Origin of the sequence: Nonomuraea angiospora, assembly GCF_014873145.1 — a bacterium.
In the GTDB taxonomy this organism is placed as follows: domain Bacteria; phylum Actinomycetota; class Actinomycetes; order Streptosporangiales; family Streptosporangiaceae; genus Nonomuraea; species Nonomuraea angiospora.
In genome coordinates this window covers 6,102,944-6,124,901 of sequence record NZ_JADBEK010000001.1, presented here as the reverse complement: position 1 = coordinate 6,124,901, position 21,958 = coordinate 6,102,944, and the positions used below count along the sequence as shown (strand labels likewise).

The 21,958-nt window shown below is 70.5% G+C and carries 22 protein-coding genes; 12 read left to right on the top strand and 10 right to left on the bottom strand.

What is annotated here, in order from left to right:
* Positions 1-49: 49 nt before the first annotated feature.
* Entirely contained in the window at positions 50-2,536 is a 2,487-nt protein-coding gene (locus H4W80_RS27520; RefSeq protein ID WP_318787083.1) for a tetratricopeptide repeat protein, read from the bottom strand.
* Between the two features lie 179 nt (positions 2,537-2,715).
* Between H4W80_RS27520 and H4W80_RS27515 the strand changes: the two genes are divergently transcribed.
* Complete coding sequence (locus H4W80_RS27515) at positions 2,716-3,171, top strand: carboxymuconolactone decarboxylase family protein (protein ID WP_192787734.1); 456 nt, start codon at positions 2,716-2,718, stop codon at positions 3,169-3,171.
* Between the two features lie 92 nt (positions 3,172-3,263).
* Positions 3,264-3,728 (top strand): iron chaperone, encoded by a 465-nt coding sequence (locus H4W80_RS27510; protein WP_192787733.1) that lies wholly within the window; start codon positions 3,264-3,266, stop codon positions 3,726-3,728.
* A 49-nt stretch (positions 3,729-3,777) separates the two neighbouring features.
* Here the strand turns inward: H4W80_RS27510 and H4W80_RS27505 are convergent, their stop codons facing one another.
* The gene (locus H4W80_RS27505) at positions 3,778-5,529 is read right to left on the bottom strand and encodes an RNA polymerase sigma factor (RefSeq protein ID WP_192787732.1); all 1,752 of its coding nucleotides are present in this window, start codon (positions 5,527-5,529) and stop codon (positions 3,778-3,780) included.
* 326 nt (positions 5,530-5,855) lie between these two features.
* Here H4W80_RS27505 and H4W80_RS27500 point away from each other — a divergent pair, with 326 nt between their 5' ends.
* The 5 genes from H4W80_RS27500 to H4W80_RS27480 are packed head-to-tail and all read left to right on the top strand — an operon-like array spanning position 5,856 to position 9,779.
* Positions 5,856-6,902, top strand: a complete 1,047-nt coding sequence (locus tag H4W80_RS27500) for an ABC transporter ATP-binding protein (protein ID WP_192787731.1) — start codon at positions 5,856-5,858, stop codon at positions 6,900-6,902.
* Positions 6,895-7,575, top strand: a complete 681-nt coding sequence (locus tag H4W80_RS27495) for an ABC transporter permease (protein ID WP_192787730.1) — start codon at positions 6,895-6,897, stop codon at positions 7,573-7,575. Before H4W80_RS27500 ends, H4W80_RS27495 begins: the two co-directional genes overlap by 8 nt.
* Positions 7,572-8,264: an ABC transporter permease gene (locus H4W80_RS27490; protein WP_318787082.1), complete on the top strand. Its 693-nt coding sequence runs from the start codon at positions 7,572-7,574 to the stop codon at positions 8,262-8,264. Before H4W80_RS27495 ends, H4W80_RS27490 begins: the two co-directional genes overlap by 4 nt.
* Before the next feature lie 38 nt (positions 8,265-8,302).
* On the top strand, positions 8,303-9,238 hold the full coding sequence (locus H4W80_RS27485) for an ABC transporter substrate-binding protein (protein ID WP_192787728.1): 936 nt from the start codon (positions 8,303-8,305) through the stop codon (positions 9,236-9,238).
* Between the two features lie 58 nt (positions 9,239-9,296).
* Positions 9,297-9,779, top strand: a complete 483-nt coding sequence (locus tag H4W80_RS27480) for a flavin reductase family protein (protein WP_318787081.1) — start codon at positions 9,297-9,299, stop codon at positions 9,777-9,779.
* A gap of 4 nt (positions 9,780-9,783) precedes the next feature.
* Here the strand turns inward: H4W80_RS27480 and sppA are convergent, their stop codons facing one another.
* The 3 genes from sppA to H4W80_RS27465 form a co-directional block, all read right to left on the bottom strand.
* Positions 9,784-11,481 carry a signal peptide peptidase SppA gene (gene sppA / locus H4W80_RS27475; protein WP_192787727.1) on the bottom strand — a complete coding sequence of 566 codons (1,698 nt, stop codon included), beginning with the start codon at positions 11,479-11,481 and terminating at the stop codon, positions 9,784-9,786.
* Between the two features lie 124 nt (positions 11,482-11,605).
* Positions 11,606-12,277: a response regulator gene (locus tag H4W80_RS27470; protein ID WP_192787726.1), complete on the bottom strand. Its 672-nt coding sequence runs from the start codon at positions 12,275-12,277 to the stop codon at positions 11,606-11,608.
* Positions 12,274-13,479 (bottom strand): sensor histidine kinase, encoded by a 1,206-nt coding sequence (locus H4W80_RS27465; protein ID WP_318787080.1) that lies wholly within the window; start codon positions 13,477-13,479, stop codon positions 12,274-12,276. Before H4W80_RS27465 ends, H4W80_RS27470 begins: the two co-directional genes overlap by 4 nt.
* Positions 13,480-13,610: 131 nt before the next feature.
* Here H4W80_RS27465 and H4W80_RS27460 point away from each other — a divergent pair, with 131 nt between their 5' ends.
* Positions 13,611-14,744 carry an alpha/beta hydrolase family protein gene (locus H4W80_RS27460; protein ID WP_192787724.1) on the top strand — a complete coding sequence of 378 codons (1,134 nt, stop codon included), beginning with the start codon at positions 13,611-13,613 and terminating at the stop codon, positions 14,742-14,744.
* Here H4W80_RS27460 and H4W80_RS27455 read toward each other — a convergent pair.
* The 3 genes from H4W80_RS27455 to H4W80_RS27450 all read right to left on the bottom strand — a co-directional run bounded on the left by H4W80_RS27455 (position 14,741) and on the right by H4W80_RS27450 (position 17,071).
* Positions 14,741-15,490, bottom strand: coding sequence for a hypothetical protein (locus tag H4W80_RS27455; RefSeq protein ID WP_192787723.1), 750 nt, complete (start codon positions 15,488-15,490; stop codon positions 14,741-14,743). The genes H4W80_RS27460 and H4W80_RS27455 overlap by 4 nt on opposite strands.
* 257 nt (positions 15,491-15,747) lie before the next feature.
* On the bottom strand, positions 15,748-15,876 hold the full coding sequence (locus H4W80_RS62880) for a hypothetical protein (protein ID WP_264086007.1): 129 nt from the start codon (positions 15,874-15,876) through the stop codon (positions 15,748-15,750).
* A gap of 316 nt (positions 15,877-16,192) precedes the next feature.
* The gene (locus tag H4W80_RS27450; protein WP_192787722.1) at positions 16,193-17,071 is read right to left on the bottom strand and encodes a sigma-70 family RNA polymerase sigma factor; all 879 of its coding nucleotides are present in this window, start codon (positions 17,069-17,071) and stop codon (positions 16,193-16,195) included.
* Between the two features lie 82 nt (positions 17,072-17,153).
* Between H4W80_RS27450 and H4W80_RS27445 the strand changes: the two genes are divergently transcribed.
* Positions 17,154-17,603, top strand: coding sequence for a carboxymuconolactone decarboxylase family protein (locus H4W80_RS27445; RefSeq protein ID WP_192787721.1), 450 nt, complete (start codon positions 17,154-17,156; stop codon positions 17,601-17,603).
* An 81-nt stretch (positions 17,604-17,684) separates the two neighbouring features.
* Here the strand turns inward: H4W80_RS27445 and H4W80_RS27440 are convergent, their stop codons facing one another.
* Positions 17,685-18,170, bottom strand: a complete 486-nt coding sequence (locus tag H4W80_RS27440) for a P-loop NTPase family protein (RefSeq protein ID WP_192787720.1) — start codon at positions 18,168-18,170, stop codon at positions 17,685-17,687.
* Positions 18,171-18,279: 109 nt separating this feature from the next.
* Here H4W80_RS27440 and H4W80_RS27435 point away from each other — a divergent pair, with 109 nt between their 5' ends.
* The 3 genes from H4W80_RS27435 to H4W80_RS61130 all read left to right on the top strand — a co-directional run bounded on the left by H4W80_RS27435 (position 18,280) and on the right by H4W80_RS61130 (position 19,880).
* On the top strand, positions 18,280-18,822 hold the full coding sequence (locus H4W80_RS27435) for a hypothetical protein (RefSeq protein ID WP_192787719.1): 543 nt from the start codon (positions 18,280-18,282) through the stop codon (positions 18,820-18,822).
* Between the two features lie 189 nt (positions 18,823-19,011).
* On the top strand, positions 19,012-19,674 hold the full coding sequence (locus H4W80_RS27430; protein WP_192787718.1) for a histidine phosphatase family protein: 663 nt from the start codon (positions 19,012-19,014) through the stop codon (positions 19,672-19,674).
* Entirely contained in the window at positions 19,671-19,880 is a 210-nt protein-coding gene (locus H4W80_RS61130) for a helix-turn-helix domain-containing protein (RefSeq protein ID WP_225963689.1), read from the top strand. The genes H4W80_RS27430 and H4W80_RS61130 overlap by 4 nt, the downstream gene beginning before the upstream one ends.
* Positions 19,881-20,460: 580 nt before the next feature.
* Here H4W80_RS61130 and H4W80_RS27420 read toward each other — a convergent pair.
* Positions 20,461-21,825 carry a S8 family peptidase gene (locus tag H4W80_RS27420; RefSeq protein ID WP_192787717.1) on the bottom strand — a complete coding sequence of 455 codons (1,365 nt, stop codon included), beginning with the start codon at positions 21,823-21,825 and terminating at the stop codon, positions 20,461-20,463.
* Positions 21,826-21,958: the final 133 nt, after the last annotated feature.

Sequence of the window (21,958 nt, the reverse complement as noted above, 5' to 3'; positions counted from 1 at the left end):
ATTTTTTACAGGACCGAATCCGCGTGGCGATATCCGTCGGCCGGTCGCGTCAGGTCCCCGGTTTGAGCTCCTGGAGGATGGCCTGGCCGGCCGCGCGGTGTTCGGCGGCCGTGGGCGGGTCGCTCTCGTCGAGGACCGCGGCGATCCCCTCGTGGGCCAGTGCCTCCGCGTACCGGTAGCCCAGTTTCGGGGCCAGCTCCAGGGCCTCCCGGTGCAGGCGCAGGGCCTCCTCGGGCAGGCCCGCCAGGCGGCAGGTCTCGGCGTAGCCGTTGAGGAAATGGATCTTCCAGTGCTCCTCGAACAGCTCCTCCAGCAGCGCGAACGCCTGCCGGTGGCTCGCCAGCGCCTCCTCGTACCGGCCCATCTGCCGCAGCGCGACGCCCATGCAGTTGAGGCACCACGCCTCGTTGTGCTTGTGGCCGTCCTCGCGGGCCAGCGTCAGCGCCTGCTCCAGGTGCTCCAGCGCCTCTCCGGGCGCCTCGGGGGCGATGGCCACGCCGAGGGTGATCCTGGCCGTCAGCGTGGGCGGCCACGCGGGGTCGGTGTGCGGCGTGTCCAGCGCCGCGCGGGCCAGCCGCGCGGCCTCCTCGCGGTGTCCCAGCTGCAGCATCGCCCAGGCCTCGTACGCGGTCGCATGGACCGCGCCCGTCGGGCAGCCGGCGTCCGCGTACAGCTTGCCCGCCAGCCGGAAGAGGTCGAGTGGCTCCTCGACGTAGCCCTCGTCCCACCTCAGGTAGCCGCGGCGCATGGTCAGCTCGGCCTCCGACCTGGTGTCCCCGGTCTGGGACACCAGCGGCGCCGCCGCCTCGTACGCGGCCTCCGCCTCCGCCATCCGGCCCGCGTTGTACCGGGCGAAGCCCAGGTCGCTGTGCGCATCGGCGAGCTGCACGGGATCGCCGAGGCGCTGCGCGGCGACCAGCGACCGCTCGAACAGGACGTTGAGGTGCGTCGTGCCGCAGCGCCGCGCGAAGAACGCCCGCATGAAGCGCGGCAGTTCGCACACGTGCACGTCGGCCCCGGCCGCGACGGCCGCCTCGAAGACGGCCATCAGGTTGGTGTACTCGGTGGCGAACCAGTAGAGGGCGGCGTGCTTGCCAGCGAACCGCGGCAGCTCAGGGGGAGGCGGGCCCGCGGAGACCGTCCGGTCCGGGGTCAGGTACGACATGGCGGCGTCGCCGGCGGCCGCCGCGTGGACGTAGTAGTCGAGCACCCGGCGCAGCGCCTGGTCGAGCTCCGCCGGTGAGTCCTGCTCGGCGGCGGCCCGGCGCGCGTGCTGGCGTACCAGGTCGTGCAGGCGGTAGCGGCCGGCCGCCGGCTGCTGGACCAGGTGCGCGTCGAGCAGGTCCTCCAGCATCGCCCGGGCGCTGCGCAGCGGTATGTCCGCCAGCGCCGCCGCCACGTACTCGTCGAAGGTGGAGCCGGGCATCAGGCCCAGCAGCCGGAAGAAGCGGCGCTGCGTCCGGTCCAGTTGCCGTACGGACATGGCGAACGCCGTGTCGAACTCGGTGGCCCCCTCCGCCATCCGCTCGACGAGGATGCCCACGGTCCAGCCCGGCCGGTGCCGCAGCCGGGCCGCGGCCAGCCGCAGGGCCAGCGGCAGCTGGCCGCACAGCCGCACCACCTCGGCGGCGGACTCCGGGTCGCGGGCCAGCCGGCTGTCGGGCCCGCCCGGGTCGCCGCTGGCGCGGGCCAGCAGCTCGGCGCTCTCCTGCGGGGTCAGCACCTCCAGCGACACCGGGGGCACCTCGTCCAGGCCCAGCAGCCGGTTACGGCTGGTGATCAGGGCCACGGAGGGGCCGGCGCCGGGCAGCAGCGGGCGGACCTGGTCGGCGTCGGCGACGTTGTCGAGGACCACGACGGCCCGCCGGTGGGCGAGCTCGGAGCGCCAGCAGGCGGCCAGCGGCTCGATGCCGCCCTCCTGCGGGATCTTCTCCGAGGGGACGTCGAGGGCGGCGAGCAGGGCCCGCAGCGCGGGGTCGGGACCGAGCGGCTCCCGCCCGGCGGTGAACCCGTGCAGGTCCAGGTAGAGCTGGGCGTCGGGGTAGTCGGCGCCCAGCCGGTGGGCCGCGTGGACCGCCAGGCAGGTCTTGCCGACGCCCGCCATGCCGTCGATGGCGACCACCCGGCTGCTTTCGACGCCGGCGAGCACGGCGGCGAGCTGGGCTTCGCGTCCGGTGAAGTCGGGCACGTCACGCGGCAGGTCGTTGCGGGGCGGGCGCGGAGCTCCGGCGGGTGGCGACGGGGGCTGGACCTGGCGGCTGGTCTTCGGGGGCGCCGGCAGGGGGTTGGAGGCCCGCTCCCAGAGGGGGCGCAGCGGGCGGGGGTCACGCTTGAGGAGGCGGCACAGCGCGACCACGGCGGGCCAGGGCGGCAGCGTCTGGCCGCTGAGGTAACGCGACAGCGACGACGAGCTGAGGCCGGCGTCCCGGGCCAGGGCCCGCACGCCGCGCTCCGACACCTCCTGGAGCAGGCGCAGGCGGGCGGCCAGCTCGTCCTTCGGGTCGGCGGCCTTCGCTGCCTTCTGGTGCACAGCCACCGTTTCCCTGCTTTCTGTCCCACACCCGATGAAACTTCGTGAAGACGGTCGTTGCTGGTCAGAGGCGTCTCAACTGTCCCAGGGTGTCCCATCAACGTCGTCATGGTAGCCCTCCACAGGCTGTCATGGAGCCACGCCCCCGAGGGAACGGGGCGCAGACCTGAAAGAGGAGAAACCCGATGCAGCCCCGTATGCAGAACCCCGCCGTCATCCTGTCCGGCGCGATGCAGCCCATCCAGGAGATCTTCAAGGCCGTGCACTCCGGCGGGGTCGAGGGGCAGACGCTGGAGCTGGTGCACCTGCGGGTCAGCCAGATCAACGGCTGCAGCGCCTGCGTGGACGGCGGCGTCAAGACCTCCCGCAAGGCCGGGGTGAGCGAGGAGAAGCTGGCCACGGTCGCCGCCTGGCGGGAGACCCCGTACTTCACCGACGAGGAGCGGGCGGCGCTCGCGCTCGCCGAGGCCGCCACCCGGCTGGCCGACCGCGCCGACGCCGTCAACGACGAGGTCTGGGACACCGCCGCCACCTACTTCGACGAGAAGCAGCTGGCCGCGATCGTCCTGATGATCGGAGTCACCAACCTGTTCAACCGGCTCAACGCCACCACCCGGCAGATCGCCGGCGCCTGGGGCTAGGGCATGCCGGTCTCCGGGCGGCATACACTGATCCGCCGCCCGGGGCCGAAACCTCGTAAGACGGACGATTCACGGACAAGGAGATTCTCACCATGAGCGAAACGAAGAAGACCACCGCGGCCGGCGGCAAGTTCGACGGGTTCACCGATGACGAGCGAGCCGCGATGAAGGAGCACGCCCAGGAGCTGAAGAAGGCCGCGCGCCGGGGCGCGGCCGCGAAGGCCGCCGACGCGGAGCGGGACGTGCTCGAGAAGATCGCCGAGATGGTGGATGAGGACCGGGTCATCGCCGAGCGCATCCACGCAATCGTCAAGGCCAGCGCCCCGTCCCTGACGGCGAAGCTCTGGTACGGGCAGCCCGCCTACGCCAAGGACGGCAAGATCGTCTGCTTCTTCCAGCCCTCGCAGAAGTTCAAGACGAGGTACTCGACCCTCGGCTTCAACGACCCGGCGAACCTCGACGACGGCACCATGTGGCCGACCGCCTTCGCCCTGACGGAGCTGACCGCCGAGAGCGAGGAGAGGATCAGCGCGCTCGTGAAGCAGGCGGCGAGCTGAGGAGAACTCCGCTCGCCGCGACCCGCCCGGCCGTCGCCGGGCGTGCGGGTCACGGGTGGAGGAACGCGGGCATCGAGAAGAAGACGATCATGGCGATCGCCACGCAGACCAGGAACCCGACGACCTCCCAGGCCCAGTCGAAGTGCCGGTCCTTGCGGCGGCGGATCTTCTCGGGCCGGGCCGTGTACGCCGGGCGCTTCTTGGGCACCGGACGGGGGCGGACCGGGCGGGGGGCCAGGAGAGAGGGCTCCGGGGCGAGCGAGGCGAAGGTCCCTTGGGGTTCCTCGTCGGGTGGAGCCTGGGTTTTCCTGCTCGACGAGGAGGAGGGCCTGGGCAGGGTGGGGGGCTTCGGGGGCGCCTTGTCGTACAGGGGCAGGCGGTAGACCGGTTCGGCGGGCCTCGCGGGCTCGGCCGGCTTGGGGGTGCGCCTGGCCGGCTCGGAGGGCTTGGCGGCCTTGGTGCGCCTGGAGGACTTGGGGCGGGGACGGAAGAGGGGCGCCGCGTCGCGGGCCGGTTCGCTCGTCCGCGGCGGTTCCTGGAGCGGCCGGGCGGGGCCCTTGTGCACCAGCACGTCGGGGTGCGGGTCCCTGGGGGCCAGGATGTCGCCGTCGTCGTCGTACGAGAACGGCTTCGGAACATCTCTGGGCAGGATCACGTCGCCGGTCGCGAAGGGCTCCGCGGTGTCCCTGGGTAAGATCACGTCGCCGGTCGCGAAGGGTTCCGGACCGCCGAAAGGCTCGTCGGGCGGGTCCTGGAAGAACGGATGGATGTAAGGCGGCACTGGGGTCCTCCCTGCGAAGGGTGGAGCTGTCTGTGGTGTGCCGGGCTGTTCGGGCCGTGCGCCGTCCACCGCCGCCAGAGGATCTCTGAGAGACGGGGTGGGTCCCAGCGGATCGTGCAGACGCTGGGCGGAGGCCAACGGGTCCCTGAGGGGGGAGCGGGCGGAGGCTTCTCCGAAGGGAACGTGCGAGGTAGGGACTTCCCTGCGGCGTGGCGCCGACTCCGGGGAGTTGTTGAGCGCGGGCATCGGGGCCGTGGTGGCGGAGTGCTCGGGCTCGCGCGACGGCGACGGCGGCGTCAGCAGCTCGGCCGGGAAGATGACCGTGCTGGTCGCCGGGTCCGCGTCCGCCAGGGGCTGGGGCCACATCGGCGGGCTGGGCCAGCGGGGCTTGACGAAGAGCGGGGCGGGGCTGGCGGAACGGGAGCCCGCGAAGTGGATGCGGAGGGCTCCGGGCGGCTGCGCCCAGGGGAGGCGGCCGATGATGTCGGCGAGCGGGGCCACGCCCAGCGCGCCGTACACGTCCGCCACCGGCTTGGGCACGCGGACCCCCGTGGAGGACAGTGCCGTCACCAGGGCGTGCCGGAAGTGGTGGGCCGCTCCGACCGCCAGTTCCTCGGCGGTGTCCGGGGCGACGTCGAGTACCCACGCCAGCTCCGCCTTGCTCATCCCGCAGACCGCGCACAGCACCAGCACTTCGCGCTGGTGGGGTCGCAGCTCGCGGAAGGTGCGCTCGACGAGGGCGGAGGCGGGGTCGATCAGGGGATCGATGGAGGGGGGCGCGAAGACGATGTCCCGCCGGTGGATCTCGCGGCGGGCGAACGCGTAGAGAGCGGCACGAGGCGCCTCGGCGGCAGAGGGAACGCCGGCGACGCTGGAGAACAAGGTCACCAGTACGTCGGACGCGGAGCCGAGGTCGCCGAGCTGGTCAGCGCAGTAGGCGAACAGCCCAGCGGCATGGCGGTCGTAGAGCTCTGCGATCAACTCGGCGCGTCGGCGCTGATCGGTGAGCGGCTGAGACACGGGGCCGGATCCTCTTGCTGTGAGCGGACGCTGAGGGTGAGGGGTGCGGGCTGGAGTTCGTGAGTTTCGTACGGGGGTACTCGTCAGAACTTTGTGGAGGTATAGGTCAGAACTTTGTGGAGGTAATCATGCCAACACACCACGGTCCGGCGCACTATCACTTCCAGATTTGGGGTAAATATCCAGCTCAACTGAAGCGTTTCAGCTGGATCCCGGGACGACACCGTGCTCCGGATCTGCGTAGTCTGTGCTGCGATAGATCATGCGGCGGTCGTGGCACGGGGGCTGCGACCCCTGCCACAGAAGCCTGAAGCGAGAGTTCGCGCGTGATCACATTCGACGCTGTCACCAAACGCTACCCAGACGGAACGGTCGCCGTGGACCGTCTCGACCTCGAGGCGCCCACGGGAGAGATCACCGTGCTCGTCGGCCCCTCGGGCTGCGGTAAAACCACGTCCCTGCGGATGATCAACCGGATGATCGACGCCTCCGAGGGCCGGATCCTCCTCGACGGCACGCCGGTGCAGGGCATCGACCCGCCGACGCTGCGGCGCGGCATCGGGTACGTCATCCAGCAGGCCGGCCTGTTCCCGCACCGCAAGATCGTGGACAACATCGCCACCGTCCCGTACCTGCTCGGCTGGGACAAGAAGAAGGCCCGCGCCAGGGCCATGGAGCTGCTCGAACGGGTCGGCCTCGACCCGGCGCTGGCCGGTCGCTACCCCTTCCAGCTCTCGGGCGGGCAGCAGCAGCGCGTGGGCGTGGCCAGGGCGCTGGCCGCCGACCCGCCCGTGCTGCTCATGGACGAGCCGTTCAGCGCGGTCGACCCCATCGTGCGCACGAGCCTGCAGGACGAGCTGCTCAGGCTCCAGTCCGAGCTGAACAAGACCATCGTGTTCGTCACGCACGACATCGACGAGGCCATCAAGCTGGGTGACCGCGTGGCGGTGCTGCGGGTGGGCGGCAAGCTGGCGCAGATCGCGGCTCCCAAGACGCTGCTGTCCGAGCCGGCCGACGACTTCGTGAGGGAGTTCCTGGGGCACGACCGCGGGATCCGGCGGCTGCAGTTCATCCCGACGGACGGGCTGCGGCTGCGTACCGACCTGGCCGACCTGACCGGCGCCGCGGACGAGCCGTGGCGGCTGGTCGTGGAGGACGGCAGGCCGGCCGGGTGGGTCTCCCGGGAGCGGCCCGACGAGCTGGAGCCGTACGGGACGTTCGTGTACGGGCGCGACTCCATGCGCACGGCCCTCGACGCGGCGCTGCTGTCGCCGTCCGGCTGCGCGGTGGCCGTGGACGAGCAGGGCAAGGTCGTCGGCGTGGCCACCAGGGAGACCCTCGACCAGGCGCTCGCGGAGGCGGCAGATGGCTGACGGCCCTCCTTCCATATGGGAATGGATCGGGCGTAACTGGGACACCGGCCGGGTCGACAGCATCAAGAACCTGCTCATCGACCACCTGACCATGTCCCTCGTGCCGATCCTGTTCGCGCTGGTCGTCGCGCTGCCGCTGGGGCTGGCCTGCGTGCGCTGGCGCTGGCTCTACCAGCCGACCTCGGGCTTCATGAACGTCGTCTACGCGCTCCCCTCGCTGCCGGTCTTCATGCTGCTGATCTCGGTGACCGGGCTGTCGCAGGCCACGGTGATCATCCCGCTGACCTTCTACGGCATGGCCGTGCTGATCCCGGCCGTCGTGGACGGGCTCGGCTCGGTGCCCGACCACGTGCGGCAGTCGGCGGTCGCGATGGGGTTCACGCCGCTGCGCAGGCTGCTCGCGGTCGAGCTGCCGATCGCCGTCCCCGTGGTGCTGGCGGGGCTGCGGGTGGTCGCGGTCTCCAGCATCAGCCTGGTCAGCGTGGGCGCGCTGATCGGGCAGGGCGGGCTCGGCGGGCTGTTCACGCGGGCCTACCAGAACCCGTTCATGCCGCCGGTGATCGTCGGGATCGTGCTGGTCGTGGCGCTGGCGCTGGTCGCCGACGGGCTGCTGGTGCTGGCCCAGCGGCTGCTCACTCCATGGGTACGGGCCCGAAGGGGGCAGGGATCGTGAGCTGGCTCACCGCGTTCTTCGGCTGGCTGACCGAGTTCTTCGGCAACGGCGCCAACTGGTCCGGCCCCGACGGCATCCCCATGCGCCTGCTGGAACACCTGGAGTTCTCGGCCCTGGCGCTGGCCCTGGCCGTCGTGATCGCGGTGCCGCTGGGGCTGCTGATCGGCCACACGGGCCGGGGCGAGGTGCTGGTCGCCGTCACCGCGAACCTGGCCAGGGCGCTGCCCACGCTGGGCCTGCTGGTGATGTTCGTGCTGCTGCTGGGCACGGCCTCGAGCTGGCCGGTGATCATCCCGCTGGTGCTGCTGTCGGTGCCGCCGATCCTGGTGAACACGTTCGAGGGCATCAAGGGGGTCGACCCCGAGTTGCGCGACGCCGCGTACGGGATGGGGCTGCGCGGCGGGCAGGTGCTCGGGCAGGTGCTCGTGCCGGTCGCGCTGCCGCTGATCCTGCTGGGGTGCCGGCTGTCGGCGATCCAGGTCGTGGCCACCACCACCGTCGCTTCGTACACCGGGCTGGGCGGTCTGGGGCGGTTCGTGATCGACGGTTTCGCGACGAAGGATTACGCGAGCGTCGTCGGTGGTTCAGTACTGGTTGTGTTGTTTGCGCTGGTGGTGCAGATATTGTTCACGCTCGCCCAGAGAGTGACGGTCTCCCCGGGGGTGAGCCGGCGACTTAAGGTCCGATAGTCTCCTGTATTACCTCCCGCTTAGAAGGGAAAAGCAAGATGGGACGCAAGTACGGCATCGCCGGGGTGTTCGTTTCGGCGATGCTCGCGCTGGCCGCCTGTGGCGGTGGCGGCGGTGGCAACACTGGTGGCAACCCGCTCGACACCTCGAGCGCGGCCCCCAGCGGTTCGGCTTCGAGCGGGGGCGGGGGCAAGGCCGTCATCGGATCCTTCGACTTCGACGAGAGCGTGCTGCTCGGGTCGATCTACGCCCAGGCGCTGGAGGCCAAGGGCGTGCAGGTGGAGGAGAAGCCGCGCATCGGCAGCCGCGAGGTCGTGATCGACCAGGTCAAGAGCGGTGGCCTGACCATCGTGCCCGAGTACAACGGCAACCTGCTGGCCTTCGTCGACCTCAAGAACACGGCCGCGACCACCGACGAGGTCAACGCCGCGCTGAAGGAGAAGCTCCCCGCCGAGCTCGAGGTGCTCGACTCCTCCCCGGCCGAGGACAAGGACAGCCTGTCCATCACCAAGGACACCCAGACCAAGCAGTCGCTGAACACCATGGAGGACCTGGCCAAGGTCTCCAAGACCTTCGTCGTCGGCGGCCCGCCCGAGTTCAAGAAGCGGTGGGAGGCGCGGTTCAAGGAGGTCTACGGGATCGAGTTCAAGCAGTGGAAGCCGACGGGCCCGACCACCGCTGACGCGATCAAGGACGGCACGATCCAGGTCGGCAACGTGTTCACCACCGACCCCAAGATGACGGCCAACAACCTGGTGCCGCTGCAGGACCCCAAGAACATCTTCCCCGCCCAGAACGTGACGCCGCTCCTCAACAAGGCGGCCGCGACCGACACGATCAAGACCACGCTGAACGCCGTCTCGGCGAAGCTCACCACGCAGTCCCTCCTGGACATGATGCAGAAGATCTCCGTCAACAAGGACGAGCCCGGCACCGTGGCCAAGGAATGGCTGACCTCCAACGGCCTCGGCTGACGCCGCCTTCCGGTGCGGGTCCCCGCCGTCCGGGGGCCCGCACCGCTAGGTTCGTGCCGTGAGCGAGTTCACGGAGGCGATGGCGCAGCTCGCGGCCGGGGTGGCCGTGGTGACCGTACGCGATGGGCGCGACGACCTGGGCGTCACGGTCTCGGCGCTGATGTCCGTCTCGCTGGAGCCCCCGCTCCTCCTGGTGAGCCTGGCGAGCGGCGGCTACCTCAACGAGGTCCTGCTCCGGCAGGACCGGTGGGCGGCCTCACTCCTGTCGTCCGGCCAGGCGGCCATCGCCAGCCGCTTCGCCACCGCCGGCCGCCCCAGCGCCCGGCTGCTGCTGGCGGGCACGCCGCATCACCGGGGAACACACTCCGGCGCGCTGGTGGTGGAGGGCGGGGTGGCCGCCCTGGAGGCCGAGACCACCAACGTGGTCCCGGCCGGGGATCACACCCTCTTCATCGCCACCGTCCTCGCGGTCCCCTACGTCGAGGCCGCTCTCCAGCCGCTCGTACGGCTGCGCTCCCGCTACCGCCCGATCGGTACGTGAGCGCTCAGCGGATCACGTACCACTCGGGGAGGAGCAGCGGGCCCGCGGCGGGGAGGCCGAGCTCGGCGGACAGGCGGGCGAGGGGGCCCCACGCGTCCAGGCGCAGGCGGGCCAGGGCGGCGGACCTGTCCTCGCTCGAGTCCGGCCCGCGCAGCCGCTCCAGCGGGTTGAGCCGGGGGTAGGCGCGTACGGGGGCGTCGTCGGGGAGGCCGGCCCGCTTCCTGGCCAGGGCCAGCGCGTCCTCCAGGCCGCCCAGCTCGTCCACGAGCCCGCCGGCGTGCGCGTCGGCGCCGGTCCAGACGCGGCCGCGGGCCAGCTCGTGCGCGCGCTCCCGGGTCAGGTCGCGGCTCGCGGCGACCTTGCCCACGAAGTCATCGTAAATGCGGTCAAGCCAGGCGTTCACGCGGTCCCATTGTTCGGGGGAGAAGCCGCGGGAGGTGGAGAACATTCCGGCGTTAGTCCCGGACGCCACCATTTCCGAATTTATGCCGATTTTTTCGAGCATTTCCGCGACGACGGGCTTGCCGCCGTACACGCCGATCGAGCCCGTCAGCGTGCCGGGCTGGGCCACGATCACGTCGGCTGCCATCGCCACGAAATAGCCGCCGGACGCGGCCAGGTCGCCCATCGAGACGATCACCGGCTTGACCTTGCGCGTGAGGGTCACCTCGCGCCACACCGTGTCGGAGGCCACGTACGAGCCGCCGGGGCTGTCCACCCGGAACACGACCGCCTTGACGTGCTCGTCGCGCCGGGCCGCCCGGAAGGCGGCGCTGATCGTGTCGGAGCCCATCGCCCCGCCCCCGCCGAGCGGGCTGCGTCCGCTGCGACCGGTCCTGATCATGCCGGTGCCGTGGATGAGCGCGATCCCGTCGGCCGTCGGGTGCGGCAGCTTCCGCACGGCCGCGCCCCTGGCGTACCTGGACACGTACAGCAGGTGCGAGTCGTCGCCTGCCGCCTGCTTGACCTGCTCGTAGACCTCGTCCCGGTACGCCAGCCCGTCGACCAGCCCGGCCTCCAGCGCCTCGGAGGCGGTGAACGGGCCGCGGTCGATCAGCTCCCGCACCTTGCCCGGATCGAGCCGGCGCCCGTCGGCGATGCCCGCGCTGAGGCTCTCGGTGACCGACTCGACGATGCGGCCCATGGACTCGCGGTGCGGCTCGGTCATGTGGTCCTGGGTGAAGGTGTTGACGGCGGTCTTGTACTCGTGCCGCTGCCCGGCCTCGTACCCGACACCCAGCTTCGTCAGCGCCCCCTTCAGGAAGCGCTGCTCCAGCGCCACCCCGGTCAGCCCGACGTCGCCACTCGGCTGCAGGTAGACGCGCTCGAACGCGGTGGCCAGGTAGTAGGGCACCGTGCCGCCGCCGAACTCCCCGAACGTCTCCGAGAACGCGACGGTCAGCTTGCCCGACGCCCTGAACCGGATCACCGCCTGGCGCAGCTCCTGCACCATGGCCAGGCCCAGCGGGTTACCCCCGATCTTCACCACCAGCGCCTTGACCCTGGAGTCCTGCCTGGCGCGCTTCAGCCCGGACAGGACGTCGGACAGGCGCGTCTTGCGCATGGACAGCACCGCGGCGAGCGGGTCCGCCGGCGGGCCCTCGGTGAGGCCCTCTGTGAGATCGAGCTCCAGCACCAGCGGGGCCGTGCGCCGCTGACGAAGCTTGTCGACGGTTTCGAAGATCGCCTTTCCTGCCTCCATGAAGCCACCCTAAGCGACCCAATACGAAATGGGTTTAGGGATCTAGAGCCAAGGTGTCCACCCCTTTGCCGCATAGTTCTCCTATGAGTTCGGTCACCCGGCCCTGACGCGCGCCGGGTCGGTCTCACGGAGCTTTACGCGTGACCAGGCCGGTCTCGTAGGCGAGGACGACGGCCTGGACGCGGTCCCGGAGCTCCAGTTTCGACAGGATGCGCGCGACGTGCGTCTTGACCGTCGTCGGGCTCAGCACCAGGCGGTCGGCGATCTCGGCGTTGCTCATGCCGGTCGCGAGCAGGCGCAGGACCTCCAGCTCGCGCGGGGTCAGCTGGGACAGGTCGCCGTGGACGGCGCGGTGAGCGGGCTCGTCGTGGCGGGCGAAGCGCTCGATCAGGCGGCGGGTGATCGCGGGCGCGAGCAGCGCGTCGCCCGTGCGCACCAGGCGCACCGCGGCCACCAGGTGCTCGGGGGAGACGTCCTTGAGCAGGAAGCCGCTGGCCCCGGCGGTGAGTGCCGCGTAGACATAGTGGTCGAGGTCGTACGTGGTCAGGATGAGGACGCGGGTCCCGTCCGCGCCGCCGGACAGGATCCGCCGGGTGGCCTCGATGCCGTCCATGCGCGGCATCCGTACGTCCATGAGCACGAGATCGGGCCGGGTACGCCGGACGGCGGCGACCGCCTCGGCACCGTCGGCGGCCTCGGCGACCACCTCGATCCCGTCGGCGGCCAGGATCATCCCGAACCCGCCGCGTACGAGCGCCTGGTCGTCGGCGATGACCACGCGCGGCGCCTCGTTCACGCCGACCACCGCAGGCGCGCCCTGGTCACGAAGCCTCCGCCGCTCCGCGGCCCCGCCTCGAGGGTCCCGTCGTAGAGCGCCAGCCGCTCGCGCAGCCCGATCAGCCCCCGGCCCTGACCGTCCCCCGCACGCGCCGCGGGAGCGGCGCCGCGGTCGGCGACCTCGATGTCCAGCCAGTCGCCGGTGTGACTGATCGCCACCGACACGGCCGCGCCGCCCGCGTGCTTGATCGTGTTGGTGAGAGCCTCCTGGACGACGCGGTAGACGGCCAGGCCCACCCCGGGCGGCACCGGACCCTCCGGCGTGCCGATCTCGGCGCTGACCGGGACCCCGGCCGCGCGCACGCGCTCGATGAGCGAGCCGAGCTGGTCGAGCCCCGGCTGCGGTTCGAGAAGGTCGGATCCGCTGCCGGAGGCGGCCAGCAGGCCCATGACATGGCGGAGCTCGGCCATGGCGGCCCTGCCACTGGTCTCCACCGCGAGCATGGCCTCCCTGGCCCGCTCCGGCGCCGTGTCCATCACCTTGCGCGCCGCCCCCGCCTGGATCACCATCACGTTCACATTGTGGGTGACGACGTCGTGCAGCTCGCCGGCGATGCGCGAGCGCTCCACCTGTACGGCCCGGCGGAGCTTCTCGTCCCGCTCGGCGAGCTGCTGCCGCCACAACCGGACGAAGCTCGCCATGACCCCCGCGCTGAGCAGCACCACGAACGGCCCGAGCCAGCTCGGCAACCCCGCCACGGCATCACTGAAGGCCATGCCCGCCAGCACGGTGGCCAGCACCAGGCCACCCAGCGCCACCAGCCGGTTGCGGCTGTAGGCGACTGCTCCGTAGGCGGCGATGGCGCAGGTCGCCACGGTGACCCAGGTCGCCTCGTCATCGGTGGCCAGGGCGGCCAGCAGCACGATCCAGAAGGCGGTCAACGGGTACAGCCGCCGTACGGCCAGCGGCAACGCCGTCAGCGCCACCGCGAAGAGCAGGCCGGGATCGACCGCGTCAGTCTGGGTGGGCAGGACGGGCCGGGGCGGGGGAGGCAGCCGCAGGGGGTCGACGCTGTGGACGACGTCCACGGCGGGTGCCGCCGCGACCACCGCCAGCACGGTCAAGGCGACCGCGAGGAGGATGTCGAACACGAGCGCGCGACGCGAGGGCCTGTGCTCCGCGCGGAGCAGGTCCCGCCATCGCCTTCTGATCAGTGACACTCGCACATTGTCCTGTTCGTGGCGTACGGGGGCATCGGCGGAGCGGAGTACATCTCGAGGACGACCCCGCCGCCGATGTCGTCGTCACGGCCGACGCGGGCGGAGGTCGCCCGGCCCTAGCGTCGAGGCCCATGAGTCACCGAATCGGGCGGCTTGCCCTCGCCGTACTCCTCGCCCTGCCGGCCGCCGCCTCCTTGGCGTCCCCCTCGGCGGCCTCGGTCAGAGACCGCGCGCCCGCCTCCGCTCTGCGCATCCCCAAGCCGACGGGCAAGCTGCCGGTCGGCCTGACCTCCCTCCACCTCAAGGACACCTCCCGCCCCGATCCCTGGGTGCCCCGTGCGAAGGCGAGGGAGCTCATGGTCTCGCTCTGGTATCCGGCGGCGAAGGCCGGCGGGGCGCGGGCGCCGTACATGACGGTCAAGGAGTCCGAGCTCACGTTGAAGGAGGCGGGCGCTTCCGGCGTACCGGGCGATCTGCTCAGCAAGACGCGGATCGACGCCGTCAAGGACGCCAGACCGGCCAAGGGACGGCTACCCCTCGTGGTCCTCTCCCCGGGCTTCACCAAGCCCCGCTACTCGCTCACCGGCCTGGCCGAGGACCTGGCCAGCCGGGGCTATGCGGTGGCCGTCATCGGGCACACGTACGAGAACGTCGCCACGAGCTTCCCCGACGGCAGGGTCGCCGAGTGCGTCGCGTGCGAGGTCGAACCGAAGAATCCGGCGTTCTGGGCCAAGGTCGGGCAGATCAGGGCGGCCGATGTCTCCTTCGTCCTGGACTCGGTGCCGGCCAAATATCCCAAGCTGATCGACCGATCCAGGATCGCCATGGGCGGCCACTCCGTGGGCGGCGCGAGCTCCGTGGCCGCCCTGCTGAAGGACTCCCGGCTGCGCGCCGGGATGAACATCGACGGCACCGCCGTCGTCCAGGTCCCCAGCGGCGGGCTGGCCAAGCCGTACCTGTTCCTCGGCTCCGAGGCCAAGCACAGCCCCGGCAAGGACCCCACCTGGGACCAGTCCTGGCCGAACCTCACCGGCTGGAAGCGCTGGTTCGTGGTGACGGGCACCGAGCACGCCTCCTTCACCGACATCTCCGTGCTCTCCGAGCAGCTCGGCATCGACGACGGTGCCGACCTGCCCGCCACACGGTCCCTGCAGATCACGCGCGGGATCGTCGCGGCCTTCTACGACCTCCACCTGCGAGGGAAGCCGCAGCCCCTCCTGAACGACCCGGCGTCGCGCTACCCGGAGGTCAAGTCGGTGGGCTAGGACCTGTCCTCCTGCGGTCGCATCAGGTCGAGGTCCTCGCCCCACGCGTCCAGCACCGCGCCGTGCCCGGCGCGCCGGGCCGCCGCCTCGACCTGGGCGAAGAGGCGCCGTTGCAGGGGTACGTCGCCCGTTCCCGAGATGCGGCGCGCGGCGTCCAGCAGCATGCCGGTGTCCCAGCCCGGCAGCGGGTGCCGGGCGAGCTCCCATTCCAGGTACTTGTTGTACGGGCGGGGGCGACGGTCGAGAGCGAACAGCAGCTCCAGCAGGAACCGGATGCTGTCGGCGGCGTCGAGGCGGGCCGCGAGCGCATGCCCGTCACGGTCGTTCTTGACGGAGCGGTAGAGGGAGTTGACGTAGGCGTCGAGCCATTCACCGCAGTCCCGGAACGCCTCGTCGGCGTCGAGCCGCGCCTTGGCGGCCAGGATCCGGGCGATGCCCCCGTCGAGCCGGTCGAGCACGATCCTGGCGCGGGCGAGCGCGTATCGCTCGAAGCCGGGCATTCCAGCCGTACGGAACTCGGCCAGGGTGATGATGGCGAGGTCGAGTTCGGGGGTGCGGTGACCGGCGAACCGGGTGAGGTCCGTTGCCGCGCCGTCGGCGAGGATGACGTACAGGTCGTGGTCGGAATGCTCGGTGACCATGCCGTCGTGGGCGTGGGAGCCCTTGAGGACGAGCCCGACGACGGCGGGGTCGGCGGTGGCGAGCTCGACGAACGCGCGGTAGGTCAGAGGCCGCTGAGCGGACATGGTGATCTCCGTGGGGGGTTGTGACGAGGGAATGCCTGCGGGAAGGGGCCGCCCGCACCGCCTTCGTCTTCGGCGGTACGCGTCCGCCGCCTGGAGATCAACGCACGTATGGAACTCTATCGGCCGGGCGGCCGGTAGCCGGGCGATCACGCCGGCCGTCAGCGTGATCGCCCGGCCTCGATGGCACGCTCGTCCCCGGCAGCTGGTCCGGACTTTCTGCCGGAGCTCGCCCTACCCGGCGGCGCGGGCCGGACGGCTCACAGGCCGTGGCCGCACCTCCCGTAGAACCCGCCGTCCCAGCTGAAGCAGTGCTCCCAGACGTTGAAGCGCTCCCCACGGATGAATCCGGGGGATTCCAGCCGTCCCAACCGTGCGGCTACGCGCATGGTCGCGATGCTGTTGCTTGGCGATTCACCTTCCGGCCCCGCTTTCGTGGGTTTCCACGCCCCAACACGCGCACCCGGTCTGAGTTGTGCGTGCTCCGCCCTCCCGGCGGTGAGCAGATCCCTGCCCGGTCCCCCTCGCGAGCTTGGTTATCGCTCACGTGTTCGACCGCGACCCACCATACTCACGTGGGGCGTCCTGCGACTGACTTGGATCGTCTTGCGGACGAGATGGAAGGCATCGGGGCGACGATCACGCGATCGGGTCGCGGCCCTGGCTCCGCTCGCGCGGTCGCCGGGGAGGCCCGGTGGTGACTCACTACTCCGGATCCGGCAGGTCCATCGACGCGAGCCTGGCAGGATCGGTCACGACCACGATCCCGGCGATCCGGCCCTCGACGACCGTGAACGCGATGGCCGAGAACGGGGTGCCGTCCTCGCGCCAGGACACGAGCCCCGGAAGGCCGTTGAGCAGCACCGCCTGCCCCCGCGAGACCGCGCCCGAGGACCACCGCGCGCCCGCGGCGACCTTGGTGGCGCCGAGGACGACGATCTCGCCATGGGGCGTGTCGACGGTCAGCCTCACCTCGGGGTCGAGCACGCGCAGCAGCCCCTCGAAGTCGCCGTTGCGGGCCGCCGTCAGGAAAGCCCGGACCACCTCTCGCTGCTCCCGCCCGACGACCGCCGGCCGGTCGGTCCCGCGCATCTTCCTGCGGGCGCGGCTGGCGAGCATCTTGGTGGCGTCGGCGGACCTGCCGAGGATCCGGCCGATCTCCTCGAACGGCACCCCGAACAGGTCGTGCAGCACGAACGCCAGCCGTTCGCTCGGCCCGAGCGAATCGAGGACGACGAGAAGCGCGAGCCCTACCGAGTCGGCGAGCGCCACGTCGTCCTCCGGCGCAGGACCGTCGTCGGCCGTCACGACGAGTGCCGGCAGCCGGTCGTCGTAGGACGCCTCGGGGCGGGTCTGGCGGGACCGCAGGACGTCGAGGCTGATCCGGCCGACCACGGTGGTCAGCCAGCCGGCGAGGTTGTGGATGGTCGCCGTGTCCTGGCGGGAGAGCCGTAGCCAGGCCTCCTGAACGGCGTCCTCGGCATCGGCATGCGATCCGAGCATGCGGTAGGCGACCGCGCGCAGCCGGTCGCGTTCGGCCTCGAACGCCTCGGCCACCGGGTCCCTCGGGCTGGTCTCGGACATGTTGTTACCTTCCTCGGATCCGCTCCGTCATGGGGATGACGGGCCCGGACGGGCTCAGGTAACCGATGAAGGAGCGAGACCGATGGAAGCACGCATGAAGAGCCAGTCGAACCCCGAAGTGATCACCGCAATCCAGCATCTCTACAAGGTTATCCACACCGGTGGCGTCGACCCACTCGTGCTGGAGCTCGTCCACCTGCGCGCCAGCCAGATCAACGGCTGCAGCCCGTGCGTCTTCGCCGGGGTCGCGTCGGCCAAGAGGCAGGGAGAGACCGACGAGCGGTTGCACAACGTGGTCACCTGGCGCGAGACGCCCTTCTTCACCGAGCCGGAGCGGGCAGCGCTCGCGCTGACCGAGGCCGCCACCCGGATCCAGGACGGCGCGCCGGGCGTGACCGACGAGATCTGGGACGCCGCCGCCGCCCACTTCGACGAGAAACAGCTGTCGTCGATCATCATGAACATCGCGCTGACGAACTTCTTCAACCGGATCAACCGCGCGACCCGGGAGCAGGCCGGCAAGGCCTGGTGACCTGGGCGGGGCGTCATCCGCTCGGGGCCGCACCTCCCTGGGACCAGGAATGACGCCCCGACCGGCAGCCATACGGGTTGGTTACGGTTGGCCTGAGGCTTGGCCGGTCGTGACCTGGGCCACGAAGCGTCTCAGCGCATGCGGATTCCGGATCACGTGCAGCTCCGCATCACCGGCGTGAGTCGAGATCGCCGAGAGCAGAAGCGGTCGGCTCCGGCATCGCCAGGCCCACACCCACAACCAGAAGTCGGCGCGTTCCCGGGAGCGCCGGATCGCTCGCCAGGCGCAGCGCCAGAACGAGAAGTCCAGCAGGATGACGGTGTCCGCGGCTCGGAGCCGTACGTCCAGGACGTCGTAGGGACCGAGGTCGCCGTCCATGATCCAAGCCTCGGCCCGGACGAGCTCACCTTGGACGGCGGCCCACTGATCGGGAGGCGTCGCTTCAAGACCTGGCTGCCAGAAGTGCTTGTCCAGCTCGATGATGGGGAGTCCGGTGATCCTGGTCAGACGGGCGGCGAGCGTCGATTTTCCCGAACCGCCACGCCCCAGGATCACGACTCGTCTCATGGCTCTCATGGTTCCAGGCCGGTTTCCGGAACGCCCACTCCTTTCTTTCGGGCTCGATCCCAACGGCACGGTGGAAGGCTGTGTCGGCCCGTGTCGCTACGGTGCTGCCGTGGCTGACATTCACGAACTCATGCTGGCGATGGACCTGCGGGGCGACTTGTCCGAGACCGAGCTCGCCGAATTGCGCTGGCACGTGGGCCTCGGCTCGCGGCCCGAGCACATCGCCGAGAAGACGATCATCGTCAACGAGGTTCTCGATCTGCTGGACGACGAGCAAGAGCCGGTGCGGGACGAGAACGGCGACTGGGTGATCAAGGAGTTTCCGCAACCGGCGTGGAGCGACGGCTCGCCGTACGCGGCCTCGAAGATTCCGGGCGCCGGCGGCTCGGCCCTGGTGCGCGCGGATGACCACGGCGACGAACGCTGGGCGCTGACCTGCCGCTGGGAGATCCACCCCGACGGGCATGCCGAGGTGGCCGAGCTGATGAGCTGGTTGGCCGCCCGGCTCCACAAGAACGAGTCCTTTTTCGGTTATCAGCGCTGGTACGAGGACGATGAGCCAGAGTTGTTGAGCGTTCGGGATGGGGAGGTTGTGGCGCGTCGCGAGGGTGCGCTCGTGGCCCCATTCTGGGACGAAGCTGAGGAAGAGTGAGAGATCGATCGCCTTTCTCCGGGCGATTCAGGATCAACTCGGTGCCGGCCGGCGTCGCATAGATGCGCTTACTGCGGTCGTCGCCGCGGTTTGTGCGGCGCTCGACGAGGCCGCGGCACTCAAGCCCCGGTGACTCGTGAGCTGCTCTTAAGATCGCTCAAGAGCAGCTCCTACAGGAAGAGCTCACCCATGCGCACTATTTACGCCGTCACCCATCCGGAGGCGACGCACCACGTCGAGAGGGTCGTCGGCGGCTGGCATGATTCGCAGCTGACGCCAGCGGGCCTCAGCGCGGCAGCCTCCATTGCCCAGGCGCTGCGGGCCCAGATCCCGGACGGCGCCGATGTGGAGCTGTTCTCATCGGATCTGCAGCGCACCCGGCAAACGGCCGAGAAGGTTGCCGGGCTGTTCGGCGTGAAACCGATCCTGGACCGCAGACTGCGGGAGAAATCCTACGGAGAGGCGGGGGGAAGGCCACAGGAATGGCTGGACCAGCGATTCATCCCGCCGCCGGCTGTCGGGGAGCGGTTGGACCACGATGAGGGCCTGGAGGGTGCCGAGACCAGGGCGGTGTTGGCGCAGCGCATCTACGCGGCCATGGACGAGATCTTGCAGCGTCCCTGCGAACACCAGATCATCGTGACGCACGGTGGCTCCCTGACATTCGTCGTGGCGTCCTGGATCATGATGCCGATCAAGGCGGTCGGATACGCCAGTTTCCGGGTGCCATCCGGCAGCATCACCACGCTGCGCGAAGACGACCTCTTCCACTACCGCACGGTCGTCAACCTCGGTGACACCCGCCATCTCGCAGCGAAGGTGGCTGAGACGAAGAGGGAGGGCAAGCGATGAGTCCTGGACGCAATTGGCGTGAGGTCAAGGCGGAAGCGCACCGGTTGTACCCAGAGTTGGCCGATCCACAGCGTCAGGCCGCCGCCGATGCGCAGTTGGACGCGTACGTCGCAGGCCACCACCTGAAAGAACTGCGCAAGTCCGTAGGCAAGACGCAATCCGAGGTCGCGGCCGCCCTCGGGATCTCTCAGGCACGGGTCTCTTAAAACGGGAACGGCGATCTGGACTCGACGGGACTCGAGACCATCCGTGCCTACGCAGCTGCCCTTGGCGGTCACGTCGACGTGACGATTAGCGTTGGGCCTCACTCGGTACGGGTCGCTTGATCAAAGCCTCGCCAGTGATTACGCCTCGCGGCCAATGGATGGCCCGAAAGGCATCCCGATCCGGGGTGGGCATCAGTCGGCCCACCGCCTCGCCGGTCAACGGGTGGGGGCGTTTGGCGAGCGGAGCGAGCGGGGGTTTTGGGGTGGGCTCCAGCAGGCCAGACCGGTAACCGGGTCACGGGTGGGCGATGGCGCCGAAGGCGCGGGGGTTTGCGCCGTCAGGCGCCTGAATAAGAAGCGCCTGAGCCCCCGAGCGCGAAGCGCCTCCCCGCGAAGACCTTTGTGCTCGGGGCGGGGTCCAGCAGGCTGGCCACCCAGATGGGCAACGGGTGGGGGAGCGCAGGCCCATCTACCCGTTGCAGTGAAAAGGGCCGGATCCCGCCGATCCGGCCCTTGTGGCCGGCCCCCGCCGTCCGGCCCTCGCAGCCGGACCCCGCCGTCCGGCCTTCCCCGCGCCGAATCAGGCGCGGGCGCCCGCGGTGGCGCGCTCGGCGTCGATCCGCGTGGTGGTCACTGAGGTGCCCGCCGCGTTGTAGCGGATGGGCGTGCCCGTATCCTGCAGCCGCTGCAGGCTCTGCGCGACCGTGAAGGCCGGGTACGCCTGCTTCATCAGCGCGAACATCCCCGCCACGTGCGGCGCGGACATCGAGGTCCCGCTCTTCTCCGCGTACGTGTTGTTCGGCACGGAGGACCTGATGTTCACACCGGGCGCGAACAGGTCGAGCAGCGGCCCCCGGTTGGTGAAGGCGGCCAGGGCGTCGGAGTCGTCGGTGGCGCCCACCGCGACGGCGGTGGAGATGCACGCGGGGGTGGCGACGCCGTTCTGGAAGCCGTTGTTGCCCGCCGCCACCACGGGGGCCACGCCCAGGCCCACCAGCGTGTCGAACTCCGGCTTGACCGCGGCGGCCGACGCCTCGGTGTCACAGGCCTGCGCGTACGGGCCGCCCCCGCCGAGGCTCATGTTCACCGAGGCGATGTTGTGGGTCTTGGCCACCCGCGCGACGTATTCGAGCGCCAGCTTCTGGTCGGAGGTGTAGCTGAGGAAGCACGGGGCGGAGACGCCGCCGATCAGGCAGGTCATCGGGTTGTCCACGCGGCTGAAGACCTGGATCGGCAGGATGCCGGCCTCGGGGGCGACGCCGTTGGAGGGCGCCCCCGTGGCCAGCCGGCCGGCCGCGATGCCGGCCACGTGCGTGCCGTGGGAGCAGGCGTTCGCACCCTTGATGACGCACTGGGCGGTCTCGGCGTCCGCCGCGCCGGGACCGGTCTGGCTGGGCTGGTTGTTCGGGCAGAGCGAGACGGACCCGTCGCTGGCGTCGGAGGAGGAGAAGCACGCCTCGTCCACGATCCGGCCGGTGAAGAACGGGTGGTCCCGGTCGATCCCCGTGTCCAGGACGGCGACGGTGGTGCCCCGGCCGGTCCAGCCGGCCTGGTTAGCACGGTTCGAGTGGATGACGGCGGTGCTGACGTCAAGGGTGGACATGCGCAGCTCGTCCTTGTAGACGGACTGGACGCGGTTGTCCTTCTTGAGCTTGGCCAGCGTGGGGCCGTCCACCTCGGCCACGAAGAAGTGCGGTGACTGCGCGGACTCCAGGACCCGGCTGCCCTCGGACGCCTTCTCGATGTCGCGCGCGACGGCCTCGACGCTCTGCCCGGGCTTGAGCTGGATGATGGAGCGCACCCTGGACTTCGCCTCGACCTCCGCCGTCAGCGACGGGCTGATGATCGGATCGCCCGAGTCGGCGTGGAGCGCCGGGCCCGTACAGAGCCCGGCGACTGTTGCGGCCAGCGCCGCGGCGCCGGCCAACAGAGTTCGTAGCCTCACTTGTTCCTCCGAGAGCTCCTGGCTCGCTTACAGCCGCATACATCCCCACCTGCGACAACTGTGATGTCGGTGGTCTATGTAGCCCAGAGAAACGTTGGAGGCTTTTTTGCCTTCCTGCGGCCCTAGCCGCCTA